A 23,335-nucleotide genomic window follows, 5' to 3' on the forward strand; every position below is an offset into this window, starting at 1 on the left:
CACCGTCTGCGGCCTCGCCCTGCCGGAAGGCCTGACCGACGGCAGTGAACTGCCCGCCCCGATCTTCACCCCGGCCACCAAGGCCGAGGTCGGCGAGCACGACGAGAACGTCTCCTACGAGGAGGTCGCCCGCCAGGTCGGCGCGGACACCGCGGCCCGGCTGCGCCAGGCGACCCTCGCCGTCTACTCCCGGGGCCGGGACATCGCCCGTGAGCGCGGCATCATCCTCGCCGACACCAAGTTCGAGTTCGGCTTCGAGGGCGACGACCTGGTCCTCGCGGACGAGGTCCTCACTGCGGACTCCTCCCGCTTCTGGCCGGCCGACCAGTGGCAGCCGGGCCGCGCGCAGCCGTCGTACGACAAGCAGTTCGTCCGCGACTGGCTGACCTCGGCGGAGTCCGGCTGGGACCGCAAGAGCGAGCAGCCGCCGCCCGCCCTGCCCCAGCAGGTCGTCGACGCCACCCGCGCCAAGTACGTGGAGGCGTACGAGCGCCTGACCGGCACGAGCTGGTCGTAGAACGCGTCGCCAAGGACACGAAGAAGCCCCCCGGCCGGAACCGGGGGGCTTCTCGATGGAGCGAACGACGAGGTTCGAACTCGCGACCTCAACCTTGGCAAGGTTGCGCTCTACCAACTGAGCTACGTTCGCATGCGCCGTGGCGCGAGAACCACTATACCCAACCTCGCTCCCGCGCGAGCCGTACCGCCGCATGCCGGTTCTCCGCCCCGAGCTTCGAGGCGGCCGACGACAGATAGTTCCGCACGGTGCCCTGCGACAGCGCGGCCCGCTCGGCGATCTCCGCGACGGGCGCCCCGTCGCCGGCGAGTTCCAGGACCTCCGCCTCCCGAGCGGTCAGCGGCGAGTCCCCGGCGGCGATCGCGTCGGCGGCCAACTCCGGGTCGACGTAACGGTTCCCGGCGTGCACGGTCCGGATGAGCTCCGCGAGCCGCTGCGCGCTCACGGTTTTCGGCACGAAGCCGCGCACCCCGGCCTGCAGCGCCCGCTTCAGATGTCCGGGCCGCCCATGGCTGGTGACGATGAGCACCTTGCAGCCGGGCAGTTCGGACCGCAGGGATGTGGCGACCTTCACACCGTCGGCCCCGGGCATCTGGAGATCCAGTACGGCGACATCGGGCCTGTGCGCCCGGGCCATCGCCATCGCCTCGGGCCCGGTGGCCGCCTCGGCGACCACGACGAGGTCGTCCTCCAGGGACAGCAGCGCGGCGAGCGCCCCGCGGATGAGGTGCTCGTCGTCGGCGAGCAGCAACCGGACGGGCCCCACGGCCGTCATGAGGTGACCTCGCTCACGGAACGCGCCGCGGCGGCCGGAGCGGCGCCGGAAGCTGTGGACGGCGACGGCAGCGGAATCTTCGCCGTCAGCCGGAACAGCCCGCGTCCCACGGGTCCTGCCTCCAGCGTCCCGTCGATCTCCGCCAGCCGTTCCCGCAGCCCGGCGAGCCCCGAGCCGGCCGGTCCGGACCCGGACTCCACCCGCGCTTCGCTCACCCCGTCGTTCTCCACGGACAACACCACCCGCCCCTCCAGCACCCGTAGTCGTACGTCACACCGTTGCGCGTCCCCGTGCCGCAGCACGTTGGTCGCGGCCTCCCGCACCACCCATCCCAGGGCGGACTGCACCGCGGGCGGCAGGCCGGCCGCCGGCACCCCGCCGATCGTGCAGTCGATGCCGGCCGCCGCCAGCACCCCTTGCGCCCCGGCGAGTTCCGAGCCGAGGTCGGCCTCCCGGTAGCCGCGCACGACCTCCCGCACCTCCCGCTGCGACTCCTGTGCGAGCCGCTGCACCTCGACCATCTGCGGCACGGCCTCGGGCCGTCCCCGCTGGGCGAGCTGGACGGCCAGTTCGCTCTTGAGGGCGATCACGGCGAGGTTGCGCCCCATGACGTCGTGCAGATCCCGCCCGAACCTCAGCCGCTCCTCGGCGACGGCGAGCCGGGCCCGGGTCTCGCGGGCCTCGTCGAGTTCGTAGACGGCGTTCAGCAGCCACACCGAGAAAACGGCCGTGAAGGCGATGAACGTGCCGCCGACCAGCACGATCAGTGCCGTCAGGAGCGCCGTGAGAGCGGAGGCGCCGAGCGCGAACGCCATGACCCAGGCGCCGGCCGCGAAACCGCCCGAGATGCCGAACGCGCGCCGGCGGTCGCGGACGCCGAGGGCGATGATGCCGGGGCCGAAGATCAGGATCACTCCGAAGACGCCACTGGCGGCGGTGGCGACGCCCTCGCGGTCGGGGCCGCGCTCGGCGAGGCCGAGTGCTACGGCGGCGATCACGGCGGTGACGGCGCCCAGTGTCCACATCAGTCCCGTGGGCTGGGGCCTGCGGCCGCGCGTCCAGTCGATCGCCCGGGACACGGTCACGAAGCAGAGGGCGGCGTGCACGGCCACCACCAGCATGGCGGCACCGCCCAGCCGCGCGCCGAGTGGAGCCACGGACGTGAGCCCGACGGAGAAGAACTCCATCACCGCGAAGAGGTGGAACGACGACCGGGTGTACGTCTCGACCTTCTCCGGTGTGCTCTTGTGCCGCCACCACCTGCCCGGCATGCGCATCGCCCCGTCACTCCCCCTCGGTCAGCACCACGGTCTTCGGTCAGCACCACGGTCTTCGGTCAGCACCGCGGTCTTCGGTCAGCACCGCGGTCTTCGGTCAGCGCCGCGGTTCCCAGCGGAACCACCGCCGTACAGCAAACACCGCGATGAGGATCCAGGCCACGGCGGTCGCGAGAGCGCCCAGTGCCTCGTACGCGGAGAGGTCCCCGGTCCAGCCGCCGCGCACCAGCGTGACGACGGGCGTCAGCGGCAGCAGCTCGCACACGGAGGCCACCTTGTCCGGCAGCAGCTCCAGCGGTACGAACATGCCGGAGCCCATCATCGAGACGAGCAGCAGCGGCATGGGCGTGGCCTGGGCGCTCTCGCCGGTCCGGGTGAAACTCGCGGTGGCCGCGGCGAGGGCGGCGCACATCACGAGCCCCAACAGCAGGCCGAGCACGACCAGGTGGGGCGCCGACGGCGCGGACAGGTCCAGCAGCGCGACGCAGCCCGCCGTCAGCAGCAGGCACTGCGCCAGCCCGGTGAGGGCGGCCGGCAGCGCGGAGCCGGCCAGGATCTCGACGTCCCGCAGCTCCCCGGTGCGCAGCCGCTTCAGGACGAGTTCCTCACGCCGGACGACGAACACGCCGACGAGCACCGAGTAGACGGCGAACAGCAGGGAGAATCCGATCGCGGCGGGCAGCACCAGGGTGCCCGTGTCCAGCCCGGCCCCGGCGAGGTCCATCTCCTCCGCGGCCGACCGCACGCTGACCGGCATCACCAGCGGCACGAACAGGGCGGCGACGAGCGCGCCCCGGGTCCGCCCGAGCAGGGTCAGCTCGGCGCGGGCGAGCGCGGTCATGCGGCTGAGCGGGGTCGTCGCCGCCACCGCCGGGCGGGGTGTCGTGTGCGTGGCGCTCATGCCGCGTACTCCTTCGTCGTCGTTCCCGTGGCCTGCTCGGCGGAGACGTTCTCGGCGATGTGGAGGAACGCCTCTTCCAGGGAGGCCGAGCGCACGTCCAGGCGGTGCAGCTCGACCCGGGCCCGCTCGGCCCACACCAGCAGTGCGGTGGCCGTGCGCTGCAGTTCACGGGTGCGGAGCCGGACGGTCCGGCCGTCGGCCTCGTGCCCGGTCACGCCGAGTTCGCCGAGCGGCGGCAGATCGCCGACGAAGTAGCCGTCGGGCAGCTCGAAGGAGATCCGCGACGGCTCCGCGGCGGTCACCTCGGCCGGGGTGCCGGTGGTGGCGATACGGCCCTCGTGCATGATCGCGAGCCGGTCGGCGAGGTTCTCGGCCTCCTCCAGGTAGTGCGTGGTCAGCAGCACCGTCGTCCCGCCGTCGCGCAGCGCGCTCACCAGCTCCCAGGTGGCGCGGCGGCCTTCGGCGTCCAGCCCGGTGGAGGGCTCGTCGAGGAAGAGCACCTCGGGATCGCCGAGCAGGGCGAGCGCCAGGTCGAGGCGGCGCCGCTGGCCGCCGGACAGCTGCTTGACCCGGGTGCCGGTCCTGGACTCCAGGCCGACCAGCGCCAGTACCTCCGCGGGCGGCCGTGCCCCGCTCACGCATCCCGCCCACATCCGAGCGGTCTCGGCGACGGTGAGCTCGGAGGGGAAGCCGCCTTCCTGCAGCATCACGCCGGTGCGGGGCCGTACGGCGGCCCGGTCCGTGTACGGGTCGTGGCCGAGGACCCGCACCCGCCCGCCGGCCGGCCGCGCGAGTCCCTCCAGGAGTTCGACGGTCGACGTCTTGCCCGCGCCGTTGGTGCCGAGCAGCGCGAAGATCTCGCCGCGTCGGACGGAAAAGCTGATTCCGCGTACCGCCTCGAACCCGCCCCCGTACACACGTCGCAGGTCAGTGACCTCAATCACGTGTTCGTGTCCGTTGGTTTCCATGATTCAAGCGTCCCGGCCGCGCGGGCCCGGAAGCAGTGCGCGCTGTCATCACTCGGCATGACAAATGTCAGAAGGCCGGAAGGAGCGGGCGGAACACGACGAAGGCCCCGGTCCTGATGGACCGAGGCCTTCATTTCCGAGCGGACGACGAGGCTCGAACTCGCGACCTCAACCTTGGCAAGGTTGCGCTCTACCAACTGAGCTACGTCCGCATATGCTCCCGATCAGCTTGCACTGATCGGTGCGGGCACCAGCCTACCTGATCCACAACAGTGGTTGGTACGGCGATGCAGAGCGGGTGACAGGAATCGCACACTGCGCCTTCCCCCTGGAAGGGGGATGTTCTACTACTGAACTACACCCGCATGTTTCCGTGAGCCGGGCCTTTCGGCCTCGCCCCTCGGCGTGCTCCAGACTCTAGCTGATCAGCCGGGGTGGTGCGCAAGTCGGCTGCCGCGAGGGGCGGGTGACCGGGCATCGGTCCGGGCTCGACGGACCGTCACTGCGCGGCGGTGAACGCCTCGTAGACCTTCTTGGGGATGCGCCCGCGCGCGGGGACGTCCATCTTGTTGGCCTGCGCCCAGGCGCGCACGGCCGACGGGTCGGGGGCGACCTCCGTCTGCCGGTACGCCTTGCCCGAGCGGGACCGCTTGCGGCCGGCCTCCACGTAGGGCGCGAGCGCCTTCCGCAGCTCTCCGGCGTTGCCTTCGCTCAGGTCGATCTCGTACGACTTGCCGTCCAGTCCGAAGGCGATCGTTTCCGCCGCTTCCGAACCGTCGATGTCGTCAGAGAGAGTGACCACGACCTTCTGCGCCACGAATATCGGTCCCTTCATGCGGCACTATGCCAATTTATTTGTACAGTGCCCGGCAATACATTGTGAAGCCCGACTAAATCCTTCCGCGTGTCCGAAGGCAATAGGTTTCGGGTGTCGATCCGGAATCTTTCCCGAAAATTTCGCGTGTGGGTCCGTCGATGCCGGATCGTGATGACGGTCACGTAGTTTCCTACAAGTCAACGCGCGTAGAAATTTTGTGCGGGTAGTCTGAAGGAACCTGCTCAGCACCACACACCGGGAGTGCCAGTGGCACGCGTCGTAGTCGACGTCATGCTCAAGCCGGAGATCCTCGACCCCCAGGGCCAGGCGGTGCAGCGCGCACTGCCGCGGCTGGGTTTCGACGGGATCTCGGACGTCCGCCAGGGAAAGCGTTTCGAACTGGAAGTTGACGGGCCGGTCGACGAGGCCGCCCTCGCCCGCATTCATGATCTTGCGGAGTCCTTCCTCGCGAACGCCGTGATCGAGGACTTCACGATCCGGGTCGAGGAAGTCGCGGAGGCCGCGAAGTGACCGCTCGTATTGGCGTCGTCACTTTTCCCGGCAGCCTGGACGACCGTGACACCCAGCGCGCGATCCGCGTCGCCGGCGCCGAGCCGGTCGCCCTCTGGCACAAGGACAAGGACCTCAAGCAGGTCGACGCCGTGGTGCTGTGCGGTGGTTTCTCCTACGGCGACTATCTGCGCGCCGGGGCCATCGCCCGTTTCTCACCGGTGATGGAGCCGCTGCTGGAGCAGGCGAAGGCCGGTCTGCCGGTGCTCGGCATCTGCAACGGCTTCCAGATCCTCACCGAGGCCCACCTGCTGCCCGGCACGATGCTGCGCAACGACCACCTGCACTTCATCTGCCGCGACCAGAAGCTGCGTGTGGAGAACGCCGAGACCTCCTGGACCACCGACTACTCGGCCGGCCAGGAGATCCACATCCCGCTGAAGAACAACGACGGGCAGTACGTCGCCGACGAGCGCACCCTCGACGAGCTGGAGGCCGAGGGCCGGGTCGCCTTCCGGTACGTCGACTTCAACCCGAACGGCTCCCAGCGGGACATCGCCGGCGTCACCAACGCGGCCGGGAACGTCGTGGGCCTCATGCCGCACCCCGAGCACGCCGTCGAGCCGCTGATCGGCACCGGTCGCACCGACGGCCTCCCGTTCTTCACCTCGATCCTCAAGAAGCTGGTCAACGCATGAGCCGGACGCCTCTGGACACGGTCGAGCACGCGGCCGCGACCCCCGACGTCGAGCTGCCCTGGGCCGAGCTGGGCCTGAAGAAGGACGAGTACGAGAGGGTCGTCGAGATCCTCGGCCGCCGCCCCACCGGGGCCGAGCTCGCCATGTACTCGGTGATGTGGTCGGAGCACTGCTCGTACAAGAGCAGCAAGGTCCACCTGCGTCAGTTCGGCGAGAAGGCCCCCGAGTCCGACGCGATGCTCGTCGGCATCGGCGAGAACGCCGGTGTCGTCGACGTCGGCCAGGGCTACGCGGTCACCTTCAAGGTGGAGTCGCACAACCACCCGTCGTACGTCGAGCCCTACCAGGGCGCGGCCACGGGTGTCGGCGGCATCGTCCGCGACATCATCGCGATGGGTGCCCGCCCGGTCGCCGTCGTCGACCCGCTGCGCTTCGGCGCTGCCGACCACCCCGACACCAAGCGCGTCCTGCCGGGTGTCGTCGCGGGCATCGGCGGCTACGGCAACTGCCTGGGCCTGCCCAACATCGGCGGCGAGGTCGTCTTCGACGCCTGCTACCAGGGCAACCCGCTGGTCAACGCCGGTGCCATCGGCGTCATGCGGCACGAGGACATCCACCTGGCCAAGGCCTCCGGTGCGGGCAACAAGGTCATCCTGTACGGGGCCCGGACCGGCGGCGACGGCATCGGCGGCGCCTCGATCCTGGCCTCCGAGACCTTCGACGACGCCAAGCCCTCGAAGCGCCCGGCCGTGCAGGTCGGCGACCCCTTCCAGGAGAAGCTCCTCATCGAGTGCACCCTGGAGGCCTTCGCCGAGAAGCTGGTCGTCGGCATCCAGGACCTCGGCGCGGCGGGCCTGTCCTGCGCGACGAGCGAGCTGGCCTCGAACGGCTCCGGCGGCATGCGCGTCACCCTGGACGACGTGCCCCTGCGCGACTCCACGCTCTCGCCCGAGGAGATCCTCATGAGCGAGTCGCAGGAGCGCATGTGCGCGGTCGTCGAGCCGGGGAAGGTCGACCGCTTCCTGGAGATCTGCGAGAAGTGGGACGTCATCGCCACCGTCATCGGTGAGGTGACCGACGGCGACCGCCTGGAGATCTACTGGCACGGCGGCAAGATCGTCGACGTCGACCCGCGCACGGTCGCGCACGAGGGCCCGGTCTACGAGCGCCCCTACGCCCGCCCGTCCTGGCAGGACGAGCTGCAGGCGGACGACGCGAACAAGCTGCCGCGTCCGGAGACGTCCGAGGAGCTGAAGGACCAGGTCCTGAAGCTGGTCGGCTCCCCGAACCAGGCCTCCAAGTCCTGGATCACCAGCCAGTACGACCACTTCGTCCAGGGCAACACCGTCCTCGCCCAGCCCGAGGACTCCGGCATGATCCGGATCGACGAGGAGACCGGCCTCGGCGTGGCCATCGCCACGGACGGCAACGGCCGGTACGCCAAGCTCGACCCGTACCACGGTGCCCAGCTGGCCCTGGCGGAGGCGTACCGCAACGTCGCCACCACCGGTGCCAAGCCGCTCGCGGTCTCCGACTGCCTGAACTTCGGCTCGCCCGAGGACCCTGCGGTGATGTGGCAGTTCGCGGAGGCGGTGCGCGGTCTGGCGGACGCCTGCCAGCAGCTCGGCACCCCGGTGACCGGCGGCAACGTCTCCCTCTACAACCAGACCGGCGAGGCCGCCATCCACCCGACCCCGGTCGTCGCGGTCCTCGGCGTCATCGACGACGTGGCCCGCCGCACGCCCGTCGCCTTCCAGGAGGAGGGCCAGCTGCTCTACCTCCTCGGCGACACGCGTGAGGAGTTCGGCGGCTCGGCCTGGTCGCAGGTCGTGCACGACCACCTCGGCGGTCTGCCCCCGAAGGTCGACCTGGAGCGCGAGCGCCTGCTGGCCGAGATCCTGATCTCCGCCTCCCGCGACGGCATGATCGACTCCGCGCACGACCTGTCGGACGGCGGTCTGATCCAGGCGGTCGTCGAGTCGGCGCTGCTCGGCGGCAAGGGCGCCCGCCTGATCGTCCCGGACGGTCTGGACGCCTTCACCTTCCTCTTCTCCGAGTCGGCGGGCCGCGCTGTCGTGGCCGTACCGCGCTCGGAGGAGGTCCGCTTCAACGACATGTGCGGTGCGCGGGGCCTGCCGGTCACCCGCATCGGTGTCGTGGACGGTGACACCGTGGACGTCCAGGGCGAGTTCGCGCTCCCCCTGGCCGAGCTGCGCGATGCGCACGAGGGCACGATCCCGGCGCTGCTGAAGTAGGCAACCGCTCCGAAGCCCCCGCCCGGTCCGCCGGGCGGGGGCTTCGCTGTGCCCGCACGGATGCGGGCGCCCGACTCTTGCATGTAATTACGTAGTTCCGTAATCTTTGGGCGTGGACCTGGAACAACGCGTCACAGACCTCGAGCGCCGTCTGGAGGCCCTGGAAGGCCCCCAGCGCACCGGCCCCCGCATCGACGGAGGCGACTTCTGGGCTCTGAACGGGCTGAAGGAGCAGCTGTCCGAGGCGGGGGTGGCCGACGGCGGTGTCCTCTACACCGGCTCCGTGGGCCTGCCGACGGGCGAGCAGTACGCCTGGCAGATGGCCGCCCTCACGGAGGACCTGCTGGGGGGCGACTGGACGACGGCCGCCGAGTCGTTCGCGGCGCTCGGCCACCCGGTCCGGATCCGCCTGCTCCGCGAGATCCTCGGTGGCCGGCGCACCGCCACCGCACTCGCCGAGCTGGAGGAGGTCGGCACGACCGGCCAGATCTACCACCACCTGCGCCAGCTCACCGCCACGGGCTGGCTCCACACGCCCGGCCGGGGCCGCTACGAGGTGCCACCGGGCCGGGTCGTACCGCTGCTGGTGGCGTTGGCGACAACCCGCCCGTAGAGGAACCGGGGGGAGAACTGAATGTCCGCACGCAAGCTCGGCATGGTGACCTACCGCGTTCTGTGGCTGGTCTTCTTCGGACTGATAGCCGCCGACCTGGGTTTCGGCCTGTCAGCCGGCCCCTGGTGGTGGAACTTCGCGCCGGTGGTCCTGGCGTACGCCGTCGTCCTCCTGGCGAACCGGTGGGGCGGCGCCCCGGACAAGCCTCGCGCGCCCCGTGAGCCCGTCGAGGTCGCTCCGCCCGTCACCGGCCGCTGGTCCGCGCTGAACAGCCCGGCCGACCGCACGCCCAGCCACGGCGTGCACAGCTACGGCCAGACGTTCGCCATCGACATCCTGGCCGAGCCCGAGCCGGGTGCCCGCCCGGCCTTCGGATGGCTGTGGCCGCTCGCCCGCCGCCCCCAGGACTTCCCGGCCTACGGCGCCCCTGTCCTGGCGGTCGCCGACGCCACCGTCGTACGAGCGCGAGGCCGGCAGCGCGACCACCTCAGCCGCACCTCCCTGCCCGGGCTGCTGTACCTGATGCTTCTCGAGGGGACGGTGCGCGAGGTCGTGGGCGTCAGCCGCATCCTCGGCAACCACCTGGTCCTCGACCTCGGCGACGGCACCTTCGCCGCCTACGCCCACCTCCGGCGCGGCTCCCTCACCGTCCGCGAGGGCGACCGCGTCCGCGCCGGACAGGTGATCGCCCGCTGCGGCAACTCCGGCAACTCGACCGAACCGCACCTGCACTTCCAGCTGATGGACGGCCCGGACCCGGACGCGGCCCGGGGCGTGTCCTTCACCTGGCGGGGGATCGGCGTCCCCCGCAACGGAGAGACCTTCGAGGCGGCTCCCCCTGTCATGGGCCGCACTTAGGCTGACCCTCATGCCACCGGCCAGGAAACGCACCCGCAGCTACGACCCCGTCAAGATCCGCGCGGCGGTGCTCGCCCAGTTCGGCCACGTGCGGGCCGCTGCCGCCGACCTCACCCCCGAGCAGCTCGCCCTGCCCACCCGGCTCGGCGACTGGACCGTACGGGACCTGGTGGCACACGTCGGGATGAGCCTCGGGGCGGTCTCCCGGCTGACCGGCCTGCCGGAGCCGGCCAAGCAGGACGGCACACTGCTCGACTGGCCCTCCGCGATCGCGGCCGACGCGCCGGACATCGCCGCTCACGCCCGCGAGCTGGCCCTGAGCCACCCGGATGCGGCCGCCCACCTCGCGGCCACCGAGGAGCGTTTCACCGCCGACCTCGCCGCCCACCCCGGCACCCGGCTGCTCGCCACCAGCGCCGGAGCCCTGACACTGGCCGACTACCTCGTCACCCGCACCGTCGAACTCGTCGTCCACACCGACGACCTCAACGCCGCCGTCCCCGGCCTGGACATCCCCTACGACCGTCAGGCCCTGGCCGCCTGCACCCGGCTCCTGGCCGACACGCTCGCTGTCAAGGCGCCCGGCGGTTCGACGGAGGTGCGGGTGCCGCCGTACGCGGTGGTGCAGTGCGTGGCGGGGCCGAGGCACACCCGGGGCACCCCGCCCAACGTCGTCGAGACGGACCCGCTGACCTGGATCCGGCTGGCCACCGGGCGGGTGGAATGGGCGCAGGCCGTCCAGGATGCCAAGGTCAACGCGAGCGGAGAGCGGGCGGACCTGTCGGCCCATCTGCCCCTGATGCAATAAGGGGAACCGATCCACCCGGGTCGCCCGTCGAAGTGGCATGGACAGGCAGAAGCAGCGCATGACCCTGACGGCCGCCGCCATGCTCGTCCCGCTCCTGGCGGCCTGTGGCAGCGAGAAGGCGGGCAGTGGCAGCGGCTCGGCCGGTGCCGACAAGCCGATCACCGGTGTGCGGTGGAACGTGGAGAGTGTCACCGCGGACGGCAGGACGCAGAAGGCCCCGGCCGGCGCCCACGTGACCATCGACAAGGGCCGGGCCGAGGGCAGCCTCGGCTGCAACGACTTCAGCGCCGAGGCCACCGTCGACGGCGACCGCGTCCGGCTCGGCAAGACCAGGGCCACCGAGATGGCCTGCGAGGGCACGCCCGTCGCGTTCGAGACGACCCTCGCGAAGGCCTTCTCGGAGAAGGAGCTGACGGCGAAGACGGACGACGGCCGTCTCACCCTCACCACCGGCGAGGGCGACACCGTCCGCCTGACCGAGGCGAAGGACGCCCCGCTGGCCGGCACCAAGTGGACCGTCACGACCCCGGGCGCCGACGGCCGGGCCCACCTCACCTTTGACGAGAAGAAGGGCACCGTCTCCGGCAGCCTCGGCTGCAACAAGGTGAACGCCAAGGCCACGGTCCGCGACGGCCATATCACCCTCGGCCCTCCCGCCACGACCCGAATGATGTGCGAAGACTCACTCATGGACGACGAGAAGAAGCTGCTGCGTCTTTTCGACGGAAAGCCGAAGTACCGAGTCGATCACCAAACCCTTACGCTGACCAGCGAAAACGGTACGAGTGTGCGAGCGGTCGCCGAGCGGTGATCCACCGGAAAGTCCGGTATCCCCAATTCGGACCAGTGGTCGACCTCGCCTACACTCGGAGGCGTGCCACGTGGTGACGGACGACTCAACCACGACCTGCTCCCCGGTGAGAAGGGCCCCCAGGACGCTTGCGGCGTCTTCGGTGTCTGGGCTCCGGGCGAAGAGGTCGCCAAGCTCACGTACTTCGGGCTCTACGCCCTCCAGCATCGAGGCCAGGAATCCGCGGGAATCGCGGTCAGCAACGGCTCACAGATCCTCGTCTTCAAGGACATGGGCCTGGTTTCCCAGGTCTTCGACGAGACCTCCCTCGGTTCGCTCCAGGGTCACATCGCGGTCGGTCACGCCCGCTACTCGACCACCGGTGCCTCCGTCTGGGAGAACGCCCAGCCGACCTTCCGCGCGACCGGACACGGATCCATCGCGCTCGGCCACAACGGCAATCTCGTCAACACCGCCCAGCTCGCCGAGATGGTCGCCGACCTGCCCAAGCAGGAAGGCGGCCGCACCCCGCGCGTCGCGGCGACCAACGACACCGACCTGCTCACCGCGCTCCTCGCGGCCCAGGTCGACGAGGACGGCAAGCCGCTGACCATCGAGGAGGCCGCCCACGCGGTCCTCCCGCAGGTCAAGGGAGCCTTCTCGCTGGTCTTCATGGACGAGCACACCCTGTACGCGGCCCGCGACCCGCAGGGCATCCGCCCGCTGGTCCTCGGCCGGCTGGAGCGCGGCTGGGTCGTCGCCTCCGAGTCCGCCGCCCTCGACATCTGCGGCGCCAGCTACGTCCGCGAGATCGAGCCGGGCGAGTTCGTCGCCATCGACGAGAACGGCCTGCGGACCTCCCGATTCGCGGACGCGAAGCCCAAGGGCTGTGTCTTCGAGTACGTCTACCTGGCCCGCCCCGACACCGACATCGCCGGCCGGAACGTGTACCTCTCCCGCGTGGAGATGGGCCGCAAGCTGGCGAAGGAGGCCCCGGTCGAGGCCGACCTGGTCATAGCGACGCCGGAGTCCGGCACCCCCGCCGCCATCGGCTACGCGGAGGCCTCCGGCATCCCCTTCGGCGCCGGCCTGGTGAAGAACGCCTACGTCGGCCGGACCTTCATCCAGCCCTCGCAGACCATCCGCCAGCTGGGCATCCGCCTGAAGCTGAACCCGCTGAAGGAAGTCATCAAGGGCAAGCGCCTGGTCGTCGTCGACGACTCGATCGTGCGCGGCAACACCCAGCGCGCCCTGGTCCGCATGCTCCGCGAGGCGGGCGCCGCCGAGGTCCACATCCGGATCTCCTCGCCGCCGGTGAAGTGGCCCTGCTTCTTCGGCATCGACTTCGCCACCCGCGCCGAGCTCATCGCCAACGGCATGACGATCGACGAGATCGGCACCTCCCTGGGCGCCGACTCCCTGGCCTACATCTCCATCGACGGCATGATCGAGGCGACCACCATCGCCAAGCCGAACCTGTGCCGCGCCTGCTTCGACGGCGAGTACCCGATGGAGCTCCCGGACCCCGAGCTGCTCGGCAAGCAGCTGCTGGAGACGGAGCTGGCCGCCGGCCCGGCCGCCACGGCCGCCGCCGACGCGATCCGCCGCCCGTAAGACGGCCCGTAACACCTGCCGTACAAACACGAAGGTTCTCATCGTCATGCCTGACACAACTGGTGCCAGCTACGCAGCCGCGGGCGTCGACATCGAAGCGGGCGACCGCGCCGTCGAACTGATGAAGGAGTGGGTGAAGAAGGCCCAGCGCCCCGAGGTCCTCGGCGGCCTCGGCGGCTTCGCCGGCCTCTTCGACGCCTCCGCCCTGAAGAACTACGAGCGGCCGCTGCTCGCCTCCGCCACGGACGGCGTCGGCACCAAGGTCGACATCGCCCGCCAGCTGGGCGTCTACGACTCCATCGGCCACGACCTGGTCGCCATGGTCATGGACGACATCGTGGTCTGCGGCGCCGAGCCGCTGTTCATGACCGACTACATCTGCGTCGGCAAGGTCCACCCCGAGCGGGTCGCCGCCATCGTCAAGGGCATCGCCGAGGGCTGCGTGCTGGCCGGATGCGCCCTGGTCGGCGGCGAGACGGCCGAGCACCCGGGCCTGCTGGGCGAGGACGACTTCGACGTCGCCGGCGCCGGTACGGGCGTCGTGGAGGCCGACCGGCTGCTCGGTGCCGATCGCATCCGGACGGGTGATGCGGTGATCGCCATGGCGTCCTCCGGGCTTCACTCGAACGGGTACTCCCTCGTCCGCCACGTCCTGCTGAACCAGGCGGGCCTGGCGCTGGACGCGCACATCGAGGAGCTCGGCCGCACCCTCGGCGAGGAGCTGCTGGAGCCCACGAAGATCTACTCGCTGGACTGCCTGGCCCTGATGCGCACCACCGAGGTGCACGCTTTCAGCCACATCACCGGCGGCGGCCTCGCGGCCAACCTCGCCCGGGTCATCCCCGACGACCTGCACGCGATCGTGGACCGCTCCACCTGGACCCCGGCCCCGATCTTCGACCTGGTCGGCCGCACGGGCAGCGTCGAGCGCCTGGAGCTCGAGAAGACCCTGAACATGGGCGTCGGCATGATCGCGATCGTGCCGCAGGAGTCCGTGGACGTGGCCCTGGCGACCCTCGCCGACCGTGGCGTGGACGCCTGGGTGGCCGGAGAGATCACGGACCGGGGCGAGCACACCACCGGTGCCGCCCTGATCGGTGACTACGCGAGCTGAGACACGGGGGCATGGCCCTGCAGGCAGCACAGAACCCGGTCGGTGACCGGAGTCACCGACCGGGTTAGTGCACTAGTGCAGGGTCAAGCGCCGCGACGATGCTGCGAGGACTGGCCGTCCTCGTCGTCGTCGTCCTCGTAGAGGTCGGCGTACCGTGCGTACAGGTCGTCGTCCTCATCGTCTTCGAACGGCTCGCCGTTAGGCGGCTGCGGATTCGAAGGCGATGCACCCAGCTCCTCAGCCAGGCGTGAGAGGTCAGTCCCACCGCTGTTGTACTTCAGCTGGCGGGCGACCTTCGTCTGCTTGGCCTTGGCCCGGCCGCGCCCCATGGCTCGACCCCCTCAACGACGGGGCTCGACGGCCCCAGAGTCTTGACACGCGTTCATGGTCCGGCACGGACTCTCCGCGGAGAGACCGGTCCGTAGGGCTTCCACGGTACCTGAGCCCGCGCCCATACGGTACGTCGCCCGCATGACGTGCCCGCGCCCAGGACCTTCGAGGCGCCCCGTCCTCGCTGGTCAACCGCGATTTTAACCACTTATCGGCGGTCGACCCGCCGGTAGAAGTGAGAGTTCTCTCTAACTGCCCACCGACGGGTACCGGCCAAACGTACGAGACGCCCGGGATCAGCCCGCGGTCATCGGGCCCGGCGGGCCAGGGCCGCGTCGTGCATCCGCTGCTCGGCGATCCGGTCGGCCGCCGCGGCCGGCGGAATGCCGTCTTCCTTCGCACGTGCGAATATGGCCAGCGTGGTGTCGAAGATCTTCGACGCCTTCGCCTTGCACCGCTCGAAGTCGAAGCCGTGCAGCTCGTCGGCGACCTGGATGACACCGCCGGCGTTCACCACGTAGTCCGGCGCGTAGAGGATCCCGCGGTCGGCGAGGTCCTTCTCCACGCCCGGGTGGGCGAGCTGGTTGTTGGCGGCGCCGCAGACCACCTTGGCGGTGAGCGCCGGCACCGTGTCGTCGTTCAGGGCGCCGCCGAGCGCGCAGGGGGCGTAGATGTCGAGGCCCTCGGCGCGGATCAGGGTCGCGGTGTCGGCGACGGCCGTGACGCCCGTCGGGTGCGCGGCGAGGATCCGGCCCACGGCGTCCTCGCGCACGTCGGTGATGACGACCTCCGCGCCCTCCGCCCGCAGGTGCTCCACCAGGTGGTGGCCGACCTTGCCGACACCGGCGATGCCGACCCGCTTGCCCCGCAGCGCGGGGTCGCCCCACAGGTGCTGCGCGGAGGCGCGCATGCCCTGGTAGACGCCGTAGGCGGTGAGGACGGAGGAGTCCCCGGCGCCGCCGTTCTCGGGGGAGCGGCCGGTCGTCCAGCGGCACTCGCGGGCCACGACGTCCATGTCGGCGACGTACGTGCCGACGTCGCAGGCGGTGACGTACCGGCCGCCGAGCGAGGCCACGAACCGGCCGTAGGCGAGGAGCAGCTCCTCGCTCTTGATCTTCTCCGGGTCGCCGATGATCACGGCCTTGCCGCCGCCGTGGTCGAGACCGGCCATGGCGTTCTTGTACGACATCCCGCGGGCGAGGTTCAGCGCGTCGGCGACGGCCTCGGCCTCGTTCGCGTACGGGTAGAAGCGCGTACCGCCGAGCGCGGGGCCCAGGGCGGTGGAGTGGAGGGCGATGACGGCCTTGAGGCCGCTCGCGCGGTCCTGGCAGAGCACGACTTGCTCATGTCCGCCCTGGTCCGAGTGGAACAGGGTGTGCAGTACATCAGCAGGTGCGCCGATTACGTCGGTCACTGTGGTGACTCCTGAGTAAGTTGCGGCGGGTGGAGACCAGCTCCCGTGTGGGTGGCGGGGACTGTTGAGCATGAGATTAGAGCCTGCCGGGCCCGCCGACCGCACCGTGCACAGGATCACCTCCGACCGGAGTACACCCGTGCGACGATTTGCATAGATTTCCCGCGCGATCGTAAGCGGGTTCCGCAGGTTTTCGCGGCGGCGCGCGGGGGAGGGAGCAGGCGTGCCCAAGGTGACCCCGGTGATCGTCCCCTACGCGACCTACCTGCGCGTCTACGAACCGCTGGCCGCCTTCCCCGAGCCGGAGCGCAGCCAGTGGGCCCGCTACGCCCGCCGTACCGACCGTCCCACGTACCAGGACGAACTCCGCCGTGCCCTGGCCGACTTGGCACCCGTCCCGCCGGTCCCGGTCCCGGTGCACGAGAGCGAGGACGCCTTCGTGCTCGACGTCGACGGCGTCGTCTGCGTCTGCCCCTGGCGCACCCGGCTGCGCGGCTGGCTGGCCCTGGACGAGCTGTCCGAGGAGCTCCCCCCGCCGGTCATGGACGCGGTCCTGCCCCCCGTCCTGCGACGTCAGGCGGCCCAGGACTACGAGCGCTGGCTGGCCATCAACCCGGACGCCCGGCCGTGGATCCGTACGGCCACCTGGCAGGTGCCGATCAACTGGTTCGTCCTGGTCTCCGACGAGGAGCGCGAGTACGACAGCGGCGCCTCGGCCGGCGGCCCGCCGGTGCTGCGCTACCGCACCCCCATGGTCCAGGCCCGTCGGCGGGTGGCCCGGGGTCTGCGGGCCCTGAAGGAGGCCATGGACGAGGGGCCGCTGATCGACGGCCTGATGGACGTCGGGCGCTGGCTCGAGGAGTTCCACCCGCGCTCCCTCGTGGAGCTGGACTACGGCGGTCTGGTGCACGCGCTGCCCGCGGGGGTGCTGGAGGACGATCACTCGGCCGCGGATGTGGCCGAGGGCATCGCCGCCCTGCGCAGGGGCGACGGGGAGGCCGCGGGGACGGCGTACGCCCGGCTCGTGGAGCGCTGGCGTTCCGTGCGGGATCTTCGGTCGGCCAACTGACCCTGACCTTGATGTCCGTACACACCGCTCGCATTCGGTCACGAACTGACGTTTGACGAACCGCCCGATTTGGGGTTTCGTCCTCGCACCGAGTTCCTGAAGCGGGCCGTGCGTCTCCTGAGGCTTCGTCAACAAGGGACGTAGGACCCGATCCGGGCAGACCTCTCAAGTAGGCCAAGCGTGACGGACTACACGTACGAGGCTCTTGCGTCCCTTGCCCCTCCTCATGCCAAAATAGGACAAGGAGCCCGGGGAGGGCTCCTTCCGTCCCATGGTGCTGCACTATGGGCGGAATCTCAGCATTGCACGCTTTGGGGGGTCTGGTGACTTCCTGATCACCCTGTGACTGATCGTCACAGCGGTGTGACTGTCCGCTATGGCATGGTCCATCGGCTTCCGTCGCTGATGAACACCTGGAGGGGCAATTCCATCGGTTTGGCCGACGCGGCTGGACAGATGGTGTAGTTGTAGTGCCGAGGACAAGCCGTTCGTCCTATAACCGACTCGACTCGCGTCCGCCATTTCGGGCAACGCGGGTCAAGGTGCAGAATTTAGAGGAAAGAACCGAGAAGGTTCGGTTCTCCCGAGGAGGCCGCTCATGACCGCTCGCACCCCTGATGCCGAGCCGCTGCTGACCCCGGCTGAGGTCGCCACCATGTTCCGTGTGGACCCGAAGACGGTCACGCGGTGGGCGAAGGCCGGCAAGCTCACGTCGATCCGCACGCTCGGCGGGCATCGGCGCTACCGCGAGGCCGAGGTCCGCGCGCTGCTCGCGGGCATCCCGCAGCAGCGCAGCGAGGCCTGAACAACTGAATAACCGGGCAAAACCGGCTGGTCCCCCACCGGTCGCGACGCCCGGAACCGCAGCTCCAAACGACGCGGGTCCTGCCCCAACAGGCCCCACGCCCACGCCAGTCAGAGCTTCTCAGGCATACACAGGGTGCGTCGTCGATCGCGCTGGACTCCGCCGGGTCCAGCGCGATCTTTTTTGTGCGCCCGCGATGGTCTGCAGATCCGGCTGTGAGCGGCCTTGTAGGAGCCTGGGGGAGGGGTGTCGGATCCCCTGTGCGCGGCACCCCGGACAGGGTGCAATTGCACATATTAAATTGACCCTTTGTAGGCGGGGTGTAAGTAACCCACTTTCCAAAACTCATGCGGTGACACCCGTCACATACCGAGCGGCTTGTTAGCTCCGCCTCGCGTGCGGTAGAGGAACCTCCCTCTCCAGCAACCCGCGTCCGTACGGGCGTTGGGACCGCTCGTGGATCAAGCCCGCGCCGGGCTCTCGTCCTCCCGGTCCGCGCGCGGCGCGGACTCCATCGCCAGCCGCAGCAGCCGATGGCAGATCGGGCAGTGCCGGGTGAGGTGCCGGTACGACGACGCGGCCGACAGGTGCGCGCGCAGCAGAGCCCGCGTCTCGTGCCTGGCCACTGCCGCCATACGCCACCTCCAGAAGGCCGTACGGGAAACGGCCCTGGTTCTGGGGTACCGAGGGAATGAGGGGGCGTCAAGACGGCGTGTGGGGGCCCGAAGGGCTTACGCGGAGGTCAGAGCACACAAAAGAGCCCGGATCCGAAGATCCGGGCTCTTTCGCTGCGGTCCTGACGGGATTTGAACCCGCGGCCTCCACCTTGACAGGGTGGCGAGCACTCCAAACTGCTCCACAGGACCAGGTTTCGCGGCGCTATCCGTGCGTTGCGCTGCGAGAAGAGACTGTACAGGAGGGTGAGCCCCGGGTCGAACTCACCCTGCGTGCCGGTCCCGTCACGGCGCCGCCGCGTCGATCGCCTTCACGATCCGCTTGTCGGAGACGGGATACGCCGTGCCCAGCGCGTGGGCGAAATAACTGACCCGGAGCTCCTCGATCATCCAGCGGATGTCCAGAACCGACGACGGAACCGGCCGGCCCTGCGGCAACTGCTCCAGCAGCCAGGCGTACTCGTCCCGCATCTCATGGACCTTCTCCATCCGCGTCGTGTCCCGCTGGACGTTCGTCGGCATCTGCTGCAGACGCCGGTCGGCCGCCACCAGATAGCGCATCAGATCCGGCAGACGCCGCAACCCCGCCTCCGTCACGAAGCCCGGCCTCACGAGGCCGTCCAGCTGCCCCCGTACGTCCTGGAGGTTCGCCAGCAGCGCCGGGCTGCGTACGGCCTTCAGGCGCCGCTCACAGGCCTGCCAGGCCGCCAGGACCTGCTGCACCTGATCCACCGTGCGGACGGTCGTGTCGACGATCTCGGCACGCACCTTGTCGTACAGCTTCCGGTACGACTCCTCGTCCCACGCCGGTCCCCCGAAGTCCCCGATCAGCTTGTCGGCGGCGGCCATCGCACAGTCGTCGAACAGGGCCTGGATCGAGCCGTGCGGATTCGCGGACAGGGCCAGCTTCTGCGCGTTCGTCAGGCGGTCGCTCGCGAATTTCGCCGCATTCACCGGGATGTTGCGCAGGATCAGCCGGCGCGTGCCCTTCCACATCGCCTGCGCCTGCTCCGCCTCCGTGTCGAAGAGACGCACGGAGACCGTGTCGCCGTCGTCGACCAGCGCCGGATAAGCCTTCACCGGCTGACCGGCCCGACGGGTCTCGAAGACCCGGGTGAGCGTGCCGATCGTCCAGTCCGTCAGGCCCGAACGCTCCAGGGACTCACCACCGGAGCGTTCCGCGGTCGCCGCGGCCGCCTGCGAGAGCGCCTTGCGGGCCTTCGGGCGCAGCTTGAGCTTCAGCGCCTCCAGATCCTTGTCCTCGGCCAGTTTGCGGCGACGCTCGTCGACGATCCGGAACGTGACCTTCAAATGGTCGGGGACCTTGGACAGATCGAAGTCGTCCACCTCGAAGGGCACACCGACCATGAGCCGCAACTCGCGGGTCATGGTCGCGGTGAGGGGCTCCTGAAGGGGGACTGCCCGGTCCAGGAACGCCTTCGCGAAGTTCGGCGCGGGCACGTAGTTCCGCCGGATCGGCTTGGGCAGGGACCGGATCAGCTCCGTCACCAGCTCCTCGCGCAACCCCGGGATCTGCCAGTCGAAGCCCTCGTCCGTGACCTGGTTCAGGACCTGGAGCGGGATGTGGACGGTCACGCCGTCGGCGTCCGCGCCCGGCTCGAACTGGTACGTCACCCGGAACTTGAGGTTCCCCTGGCGCCACGAGTCCGGGTAGTCGGCCTTGGTGACCTCACCCGCCTTCTCGTTGATGAGCATCTCGCGCTCGAAGTCGAGGAAGTCGGGCTGCTCGTGCCGCTTGCGCTTCCACCACGAGTCGAAGTGGACGCCCGAGACGACGTGTTCGGGAATCCGCTGGTCGTAGAAGTCGAACAGGGTCTCGTCGTCGACCAGGATGTCCCGGCGCCGGGCCCGGTGCTCCAGCTCCTCGACCTCGGTGAGGAGGCGACGGTTGTCCGAGAAGAACTTGTGGTGCGTGCGCCAGTCCCCCTCCACCAGCGCGTTCCGGATGAACAGCTCACGGCTGATCTCCGCGTCGATCCGCCCGTAGTTGACCTTCCGCTGCGCCACGATCGGCACGCCGTACAGCGTGACCTTCTCGTACGCCATCACCGCGGCCTGGTCCTTCTCCCAGTGCGGCTCGCTGTACGTGCGCTTGACGAGATGCGCGGCGAGGGGCTCGACCCACTCGGGCTCGATCCTGGCGTTCACCCGCGCCCAGAGCCGAGACGTCTCCACGAGCTCGGCGGACATCACGAAACGCGGAGGCTTCTTGAAGAGGGCCGATCCGGGGAAGACCGCGAACTTGGCGTTCCGGGCGCCCAGATACTCGTTCTTCGCGCCCTCCTTCACATCCTTCATGCCGATGTGCGACAGCAGGCCGGCCAGGAGGGAGACGTGAATGCGGTCGGCCGGGGCATCGTCCTCGTTGAGGTGGATGCCCATCTGCTTCGCGACCGTACGCAACTGCGTATAGATGTCCTGCCATTCACGAATGCGAAGGAAATTGAGGTACTCCTGCTTGCACATCCGGCGGAAGGAGGACGACCCCCGCTCCTTCTGCTGCTCGCGGAGATAACGCCAGAGGTTCAGATAGGCCAGGAAGTCGCTGGTCTCGTCCTTGAACCGGGCGTGCTGCTGATCGGCCTGCGTCTGCTTGTCGGCGGGGCGCTCACGCGGATCCTGGATGGACAGCGCGGCGGCTATCACCATGACCTCGCGCACACAACCGTTCCTGTCCGCCTCCAGGACCATCCGGGCCAGCCGCGGGTCAACCGGCAGCTGCGCCAGCTTCCGGCCGGTCTCCGTGAGCCGCTTACGGGGATCCTTCTGCACCGGGTCCAGGGCGTTCAGCTCCTGAAGCAGCTGGACACCGTCGCGGATGTTGCGGTGATCCGGCGGGTCGATGAAGGGGAACTTCTCGATGTCACCCAGGCCGGCCGCCGTCATCTGCAGGATGACGGACGCGAGATTCGTCCGAAGGATCTCCGCGTCCGTGAACTCCGGCCGGGCATTGAAGTCGTCCTCGCTGTACAGCCGGATGCAGATGCCGTCCGAGGTACGGCCGCAGCGGCCCTTGCGCTGGTTGGCACTCGCCTGCGAAACCGGCTCGATGGGCAGCCGCTGGACCTTGGTGCGATGGCTGTAACGCGAGATCCGCGCGAACCCGGGGTCGATCACGTACTTGATACCCGGGACGGTCAGCGAGGTCTCGGCGACATTCGTGGCCAGAACGATCCTGCGGCCCGTGTGCGGCTGGAAGACGCGGTGCTGCTCCGCATGCGAGAGCCGGGCGTAAAGCGGCAGGACCTCCGTGAACCGGTAGTTCTTCTTGGTGAGGGCATCGGCCGTGTCCCGGATCTCCCGCTCACCGGAGAGGAAGACGAGGATGTCGCCCTTCCCCTCCCTTTGAAGCTCCTCCACGGCATCCGTGATCGCGGTGATCTGATCACGGTCGGCGTCGTCACCGTCCTCCTCCAGCAACGGCCGGTAACGGACCTCCACCGGATACGTACGACCGCTGACCTCGACGATCGGCGCATCACCGAAATGCCTCGAGAAGCGCTCCGGATCGATCGTGGCCGAAGTGATGACGACCTTGAGATCGGGACGCTTCGGCAACAGCTGGGCGAGGTAACCCAGCAGGAAGTCGATGTTCAGGGACCGCTCGTGCGCCTCGTCGATGATGATCGTGTCGTAGGCGCGCAGCTCACGATCCGTCTGGATCTCGGCCAGCAGGATGCCGTCCGTCATCAGCTTGACGAACGTGGCGTCCGGATCGACCTGGTCGGTGAAACGCACCTTCCAGCCCACGGCCCCGCCGAGCGGAGTGTCCAGCTCCTCGGCGACACGCTCGGCGACCGTCCGGGCCGCGATCCTGCGGGGCTGCGTGTGCCCGATCATGCCCCGCACACCGCGCCCCAGCTCCAGACAGATCTTGGGGATCTGCGTCGTCTTGCCGGAACCGGTCTCACCGGCGACGATCACCACCTGATGATCGCGAATGGCCTCCGCGATCGCGTCCTTCTTCTGGCTGACCGGCAGCTGCTCGGGATACGAGACCTCGGGCACCAGAGCCCGCCGACCGGCCATCCGCTCCTCGGCCCTGCCCACCTCCGCCTCGATCTCGGCGAGCACAGCGGCCCGCGCCTCGGGCTTACGGATCTTGCGCGCACCTTCGAGCCTGCGCCCGAGCCGGTGCGCATCGCGCAGCGACAGCTCGGTCAGGCGGGGGGCGAGGGCGCCGAGGGCGGGGGCAGGGTGCGTAGACATACGGGATCCAGGATCTCATCCCCCGCAAAACAGAGGCGAACGGATTTCGACCGGAGAAGCCCCAACGCGTCACGATCCACTCCTGGGCCTTCGCCCAGCTCGGCGTCTTCATCGAATACAAAGCGCGCCGGGCCGGAGTGCCGCTGGTGACGATCGCGGCTGGTGGGCCTGGGTCAGCGGGGCCGAGTCACAGCCCCTGCCCTCACGCTGATCGCGTAGGGGCCGGATGCGCCGCTGCCGCCGAAGCCATCGACGGGGCGAGCTGCGAGCTGGGGTACTTCTCCGGTAGCGGACGTGA

The 23,335-nt window shown here is 69.6% G+C and carries 21 protein-coding genes and 4 tRNA genes; 12 read left to right on the plus strand and 13 right to left on the minus strand.

The window, feature by feature from the left end; all coding sequences use genetic code 11:
* Positions 1 to 517 (plus strand): phosphoribosylaminoimidazolesuccinocarboxamide synthase (locus tag ABT116_RS08145; protein WP_351629535.1); only part of this gene is annotated, 517 nt, incomplete at its 5' end.
* Between the two features lie 56 nt (positions 518 to 573).
* Here ABT116_RS08145 and ABT116_RS08150 read toward each other — a convergent pair.
* The 8 genes from ABT116_RS08150 to ABT116_RS08185 form a co-directional block, all read right to left on the minus strand.
* Positions 574 to 649 (minus strand) — tRNA-Gly (locus tag ABT116_RS08150).
* Between the two features lie 22 nt (positions 650 to 671).
* Entirely contained in the window at positions 672 to 1,292 is a 621-nt protein-coding gene (locus ABT116_RS08155; protein ID WP_351629536.1) for a response regulator, read from the minus strand.
* Positions 1,289 to 2,569, minus strand: a complete 1,281-nt coding sequence (locus ABT116_RS08160; protein WP_351629539.1) for a sensor histidine kinase — start codon at positions 2,567 to 2,569, stop codon at positions 1,289 to 1,291. The genes ABT116_RS08155 and ABT116_RS08160 overlap by 4 nt, the downstream gene beginning before the upstream one ends.
* Positions 2,570 to 2,666: 97 nt before the next feature.
* Positions 2,667 to 3,470 (minus strand): ABC transporter permease, encoded by an 804-nt coding sequence (locus ABT116_RS08165; RefSeq protein ID WP_351629542.1) that lies wholly within the window; start codon positions 3,468 to 3,470, stop codon positions 2,667 to 2,669.
* Positions 3,467 to 4,438 carry an ABC transporter ATP-binding protein gene (locus tag ABT116_RS08170; RefSeq protein WP_351629549.1) on the minus strand — a complete coding sequence of 324 codons (972 nt, stop codon included), beginning with the start codon at positions 4,436 to 4,438 and terminating at the stop codon, positions 3,467 to 3,469. Before ABT116_RS08170 ends, ABT116_RS08165 begins: the two co-directional genes overlap by 4 nt.
* Positions 4,439 to 4,577: 139 nt before the next feature.
* A tRNA-Gly gene (locus tag ABT116_RS08175) sits at positions 4,578 to 4,650 on the minus strand.
* Positions 4,651 to 4,731: 81 nt separating this feature from the next.
* Positions 4,732 to 4,803: transfer RNA gene (locus ABT116_RS08180), tRNA-Gly, on the minus strand.
* Positions 4,804 to 4,937: 134 nt separating this feature from the next.
* On the minus strand, positions 4,938 to 5,255 hold the full coding sequence (locus ABT116_RS08185) for a histone-like nucleoid-structuring protein Lsr2 (RefSeq protein ID WP_344460887.1): 318 nt from the start codon (positions 5,253 to 5,255) through the stop codon (positions 4,938 to 4,940).
* Between the two features lie 267 nt (positions 5,256 to 5,522).
* On the opposite strand from ABT116_RS08185, the gene purS reads away from it, so the two are divergent.
* From purS to purM, 9 genes are all read left to right on the plus strand, one after another.
* Positions 5,523 to 5,786 (plus strand): phosphoribosylformylglycinamidine synthase subunit PurS, encoded by a 264-nt coding sequence (purS, locus tag ABT116_RS08190; RefSeq protein ID WP_351629552.1) that lies wholly within the window; start codon positions 5,523 to 5,525, stop codon positions 5,784 to 5,786.
* Positions 5,783 to 6,463 (plus strand): phosphoribosylformylglycinamidine synthase subunit PurQ, encoded by a 681-nt coding sequence (gene purQ, locus ABT116_RS08195; RefSeq protein ID WP_351629555.1) that lies wholly within the window; start codon positions 5,783 to 5,785, stop codon positions 6,461 to 6,463. The genes purS and purQ overlap by 4 nt, the downstream gene beginning before the upstream one ends.
* Positions 6,460 to 8,718 (plus strand): phosphoribosylformylglycinamidine synthase subunit PurL, encoded by a 2,259-nt coding sequence (purL, locus tag ABT116_RS08200; RefSeq protein ID WP_351629558.1) that lies wholly within the window; start codon positions 6,460 to 6,462, stop codon positions 8,716 to 8,718. The genes purQ and purL overlap by 4 nt, the downstream gene beginning before the upstream one ends.
* 112 nt (positions 8,719 to 8,830) lie before the next feature.
* Entirely contained in the window at positions 8,831 to 9,331 is a 501-nt protein-coding gene (locus ABT116_RS08205; RefSeq protein WP_351629561.1) for an ArsR/SmtB family transcription factor, read from the plus strand.
* Positions 9,332 to 9,352: 21 nt separating this feature from the next.
* The gene (locus ABT116_RS08210) at positions 9,353 to 10,189 is read left to right on the plus strand and encodes a M23 family metallopeptidase (RefSeq protein ID WP_351629564.1); all 837 of its coding nucleotides are present in this window, start codon (positions 9,353 to 9,355) and stop codon (positions 10,187 to 10,189) included.
* Positions 10,190 to 10,199: 10 nt separating this feature from the next.
* Positions 10,200 to 10,997, plus strand: coding sequence for a maleylpyruvate isomerase family mycothiol-dependent enzyme (locus ABT116_RS08215; protein ID WP_351629567.1), 798 nt, complete (start codon positions 10,200 to 10,202; stop codon positions 10,995 to 10,997).
* A 37-nt stretch (positions 10,998 to 11,034) separates the two neighbouring features.
* Positions 11,035 to 11,808 (plus strand): META domain-containing protein, encoded by a 774-nt coding sequence (locus tag ABT116_RS08220; protein WP_351629570.1) that lies wholly within the window; start codon positions 11,035 to 11,037, stop codon positions 11,806 to 11,808.
* A gap of 63 nt (positions 11,809 to 11,871) precedes the next feature.
* A complete protein-coding gene (purF, locus tag ABT116_RS08225; protein WP_351629572.1) occupies positions 11,872 to 13,401 on the plus strand; it encodes an amidophosphoribosyltransferase in 1,530 nt (509 codons plus the stop codon).
* Positions 13,402 to 13,447: 46 nt separating this feature from the next.
* Positions 13,448 to 14,515: a phosphoribosylformylglycinamidine cyclo-ligase gene (gene purM / locus ABT116_RS08230; RefSeq protein WP_351629574.1), complete on the plus strand. Its 1,068-nt coding sequence runs from the start codon at positions 13,448 to 13,450 to the stop codon at positions 14,513 to 14,515.
* An 83-nt stretch (positions 14,516 to 14,598) separates the two neighbouring features.
* Here the strand turns inward: purM and ABT116_RS08235 are convergent, their stop codons facing one another.
* The gene (locus tag ABT116_RS08235) at positions 14,599 to 14,844 is read right to left on the minus strand and encodes a DUF3073 domain-containing protein (RefSeq protein WP_053669978.1); all 246 of its coding nucleotides are present in this window, start codon (positions 14,842 to 14,844) and stop codon (positions 14,599 to 14,601) included.
* A 308-nt stretch (positions 14,845 to 15,152) separates the two neighbouring features.
* Positions 15,153 to 16,259, minus strand: coding sequence for a Leu/Phe/Val dehydrogenase (locus tag ABT116_RS08240; RefSeq protein ID WP_351629577.1), 1,107 nt, complete (start codon positions 16,257 to 16,259; stop codon positions 15,153 to 15,155).
* A 223-nt stretch (positions 16,260 to 16,482) separates the two neighbouring features.
* Here ABT116_RS08240 and ABT116_RS08245 point away from each other — a divergent pair, with 223 nt between their 5' ends.
* Together ABT116_RS08245 and bldC are read left to right on the plus strand one after the other, a co-directional pair.
* Positions 16,483 to 17,328 (plus strand): DUF8083 family protein, encoded by an 846-nt coding sequence (locus ABT116_RS08245; protein WP_351629579.1) that lies wholly within the window; start codon positions 16,483 to 16,485, stop codon positions 17,326 to 17,328.
* Positions 17,329 to 17,926: 598 nt separating this feature from the next.
* Entirely contained in the window at positions 17,927 to 18,133 is a 207-nt protein-coding gene (bldC, locus tag ABT116_RS08250; RefSeq protein ID WP_003949541.1) for a developmental transcriptional regulator BldC, read from the plus strand.
* A gap of 461 nt (positions 18,134 to 18,594) precedes the next feature.
* On the opposite strand, the gene ABT116_RS08255 is transcribed toward bldC, so the two are convergent.
* The 3 genes from ABT116_RS08255 to hrpA form a co-directional block, all read right to left on the minus strand.
* Positions 18,595 to 18,768, minus strand: a complete 174-nt coding sequence (locus tag ABT116_RS08255) for a DUF6274 family protein (RefSeq protein WP_351629582.1) — start codon at positions 18,766 to 18,768, stop codon at positions 18,595 to 18,597.
* Positions 18,769 to 18,924: 156 nt separating this feature from the next.
* Positions 18,925 to 18,999: transfer RNA gene (locus tag ABT116_RS08260), tRNA-Asp, on the minus strand.
* A 93-nt stretch (positions 19,000 to 19,092) separates the two neighbouring features.
* The gene (hrpA, locus tag ABT116_RS08265; protein WP_351629584.1) at positions 19,093 to 23,037 is read right to left on the minus strand and encodes an ATP-dependent RNA helicase HrpA; all 3,945 of its coding nucleotides are present in this window, start codon (positions 23,035 to 23,037) and stop codon (positions 19,093 to 19,095) included.
* Positions 23,038 to 23,335 lie beyond the last annotated feature (298 nt).

The organism is Streptomyces sp. NPDC002130 (assembly GCF_040296465.1).
Classification (GTDB): Bacteria; Actinomycetota; Actinomycetes; order Streptomycetales; family Streptomycetaceae; genus Streptomyces.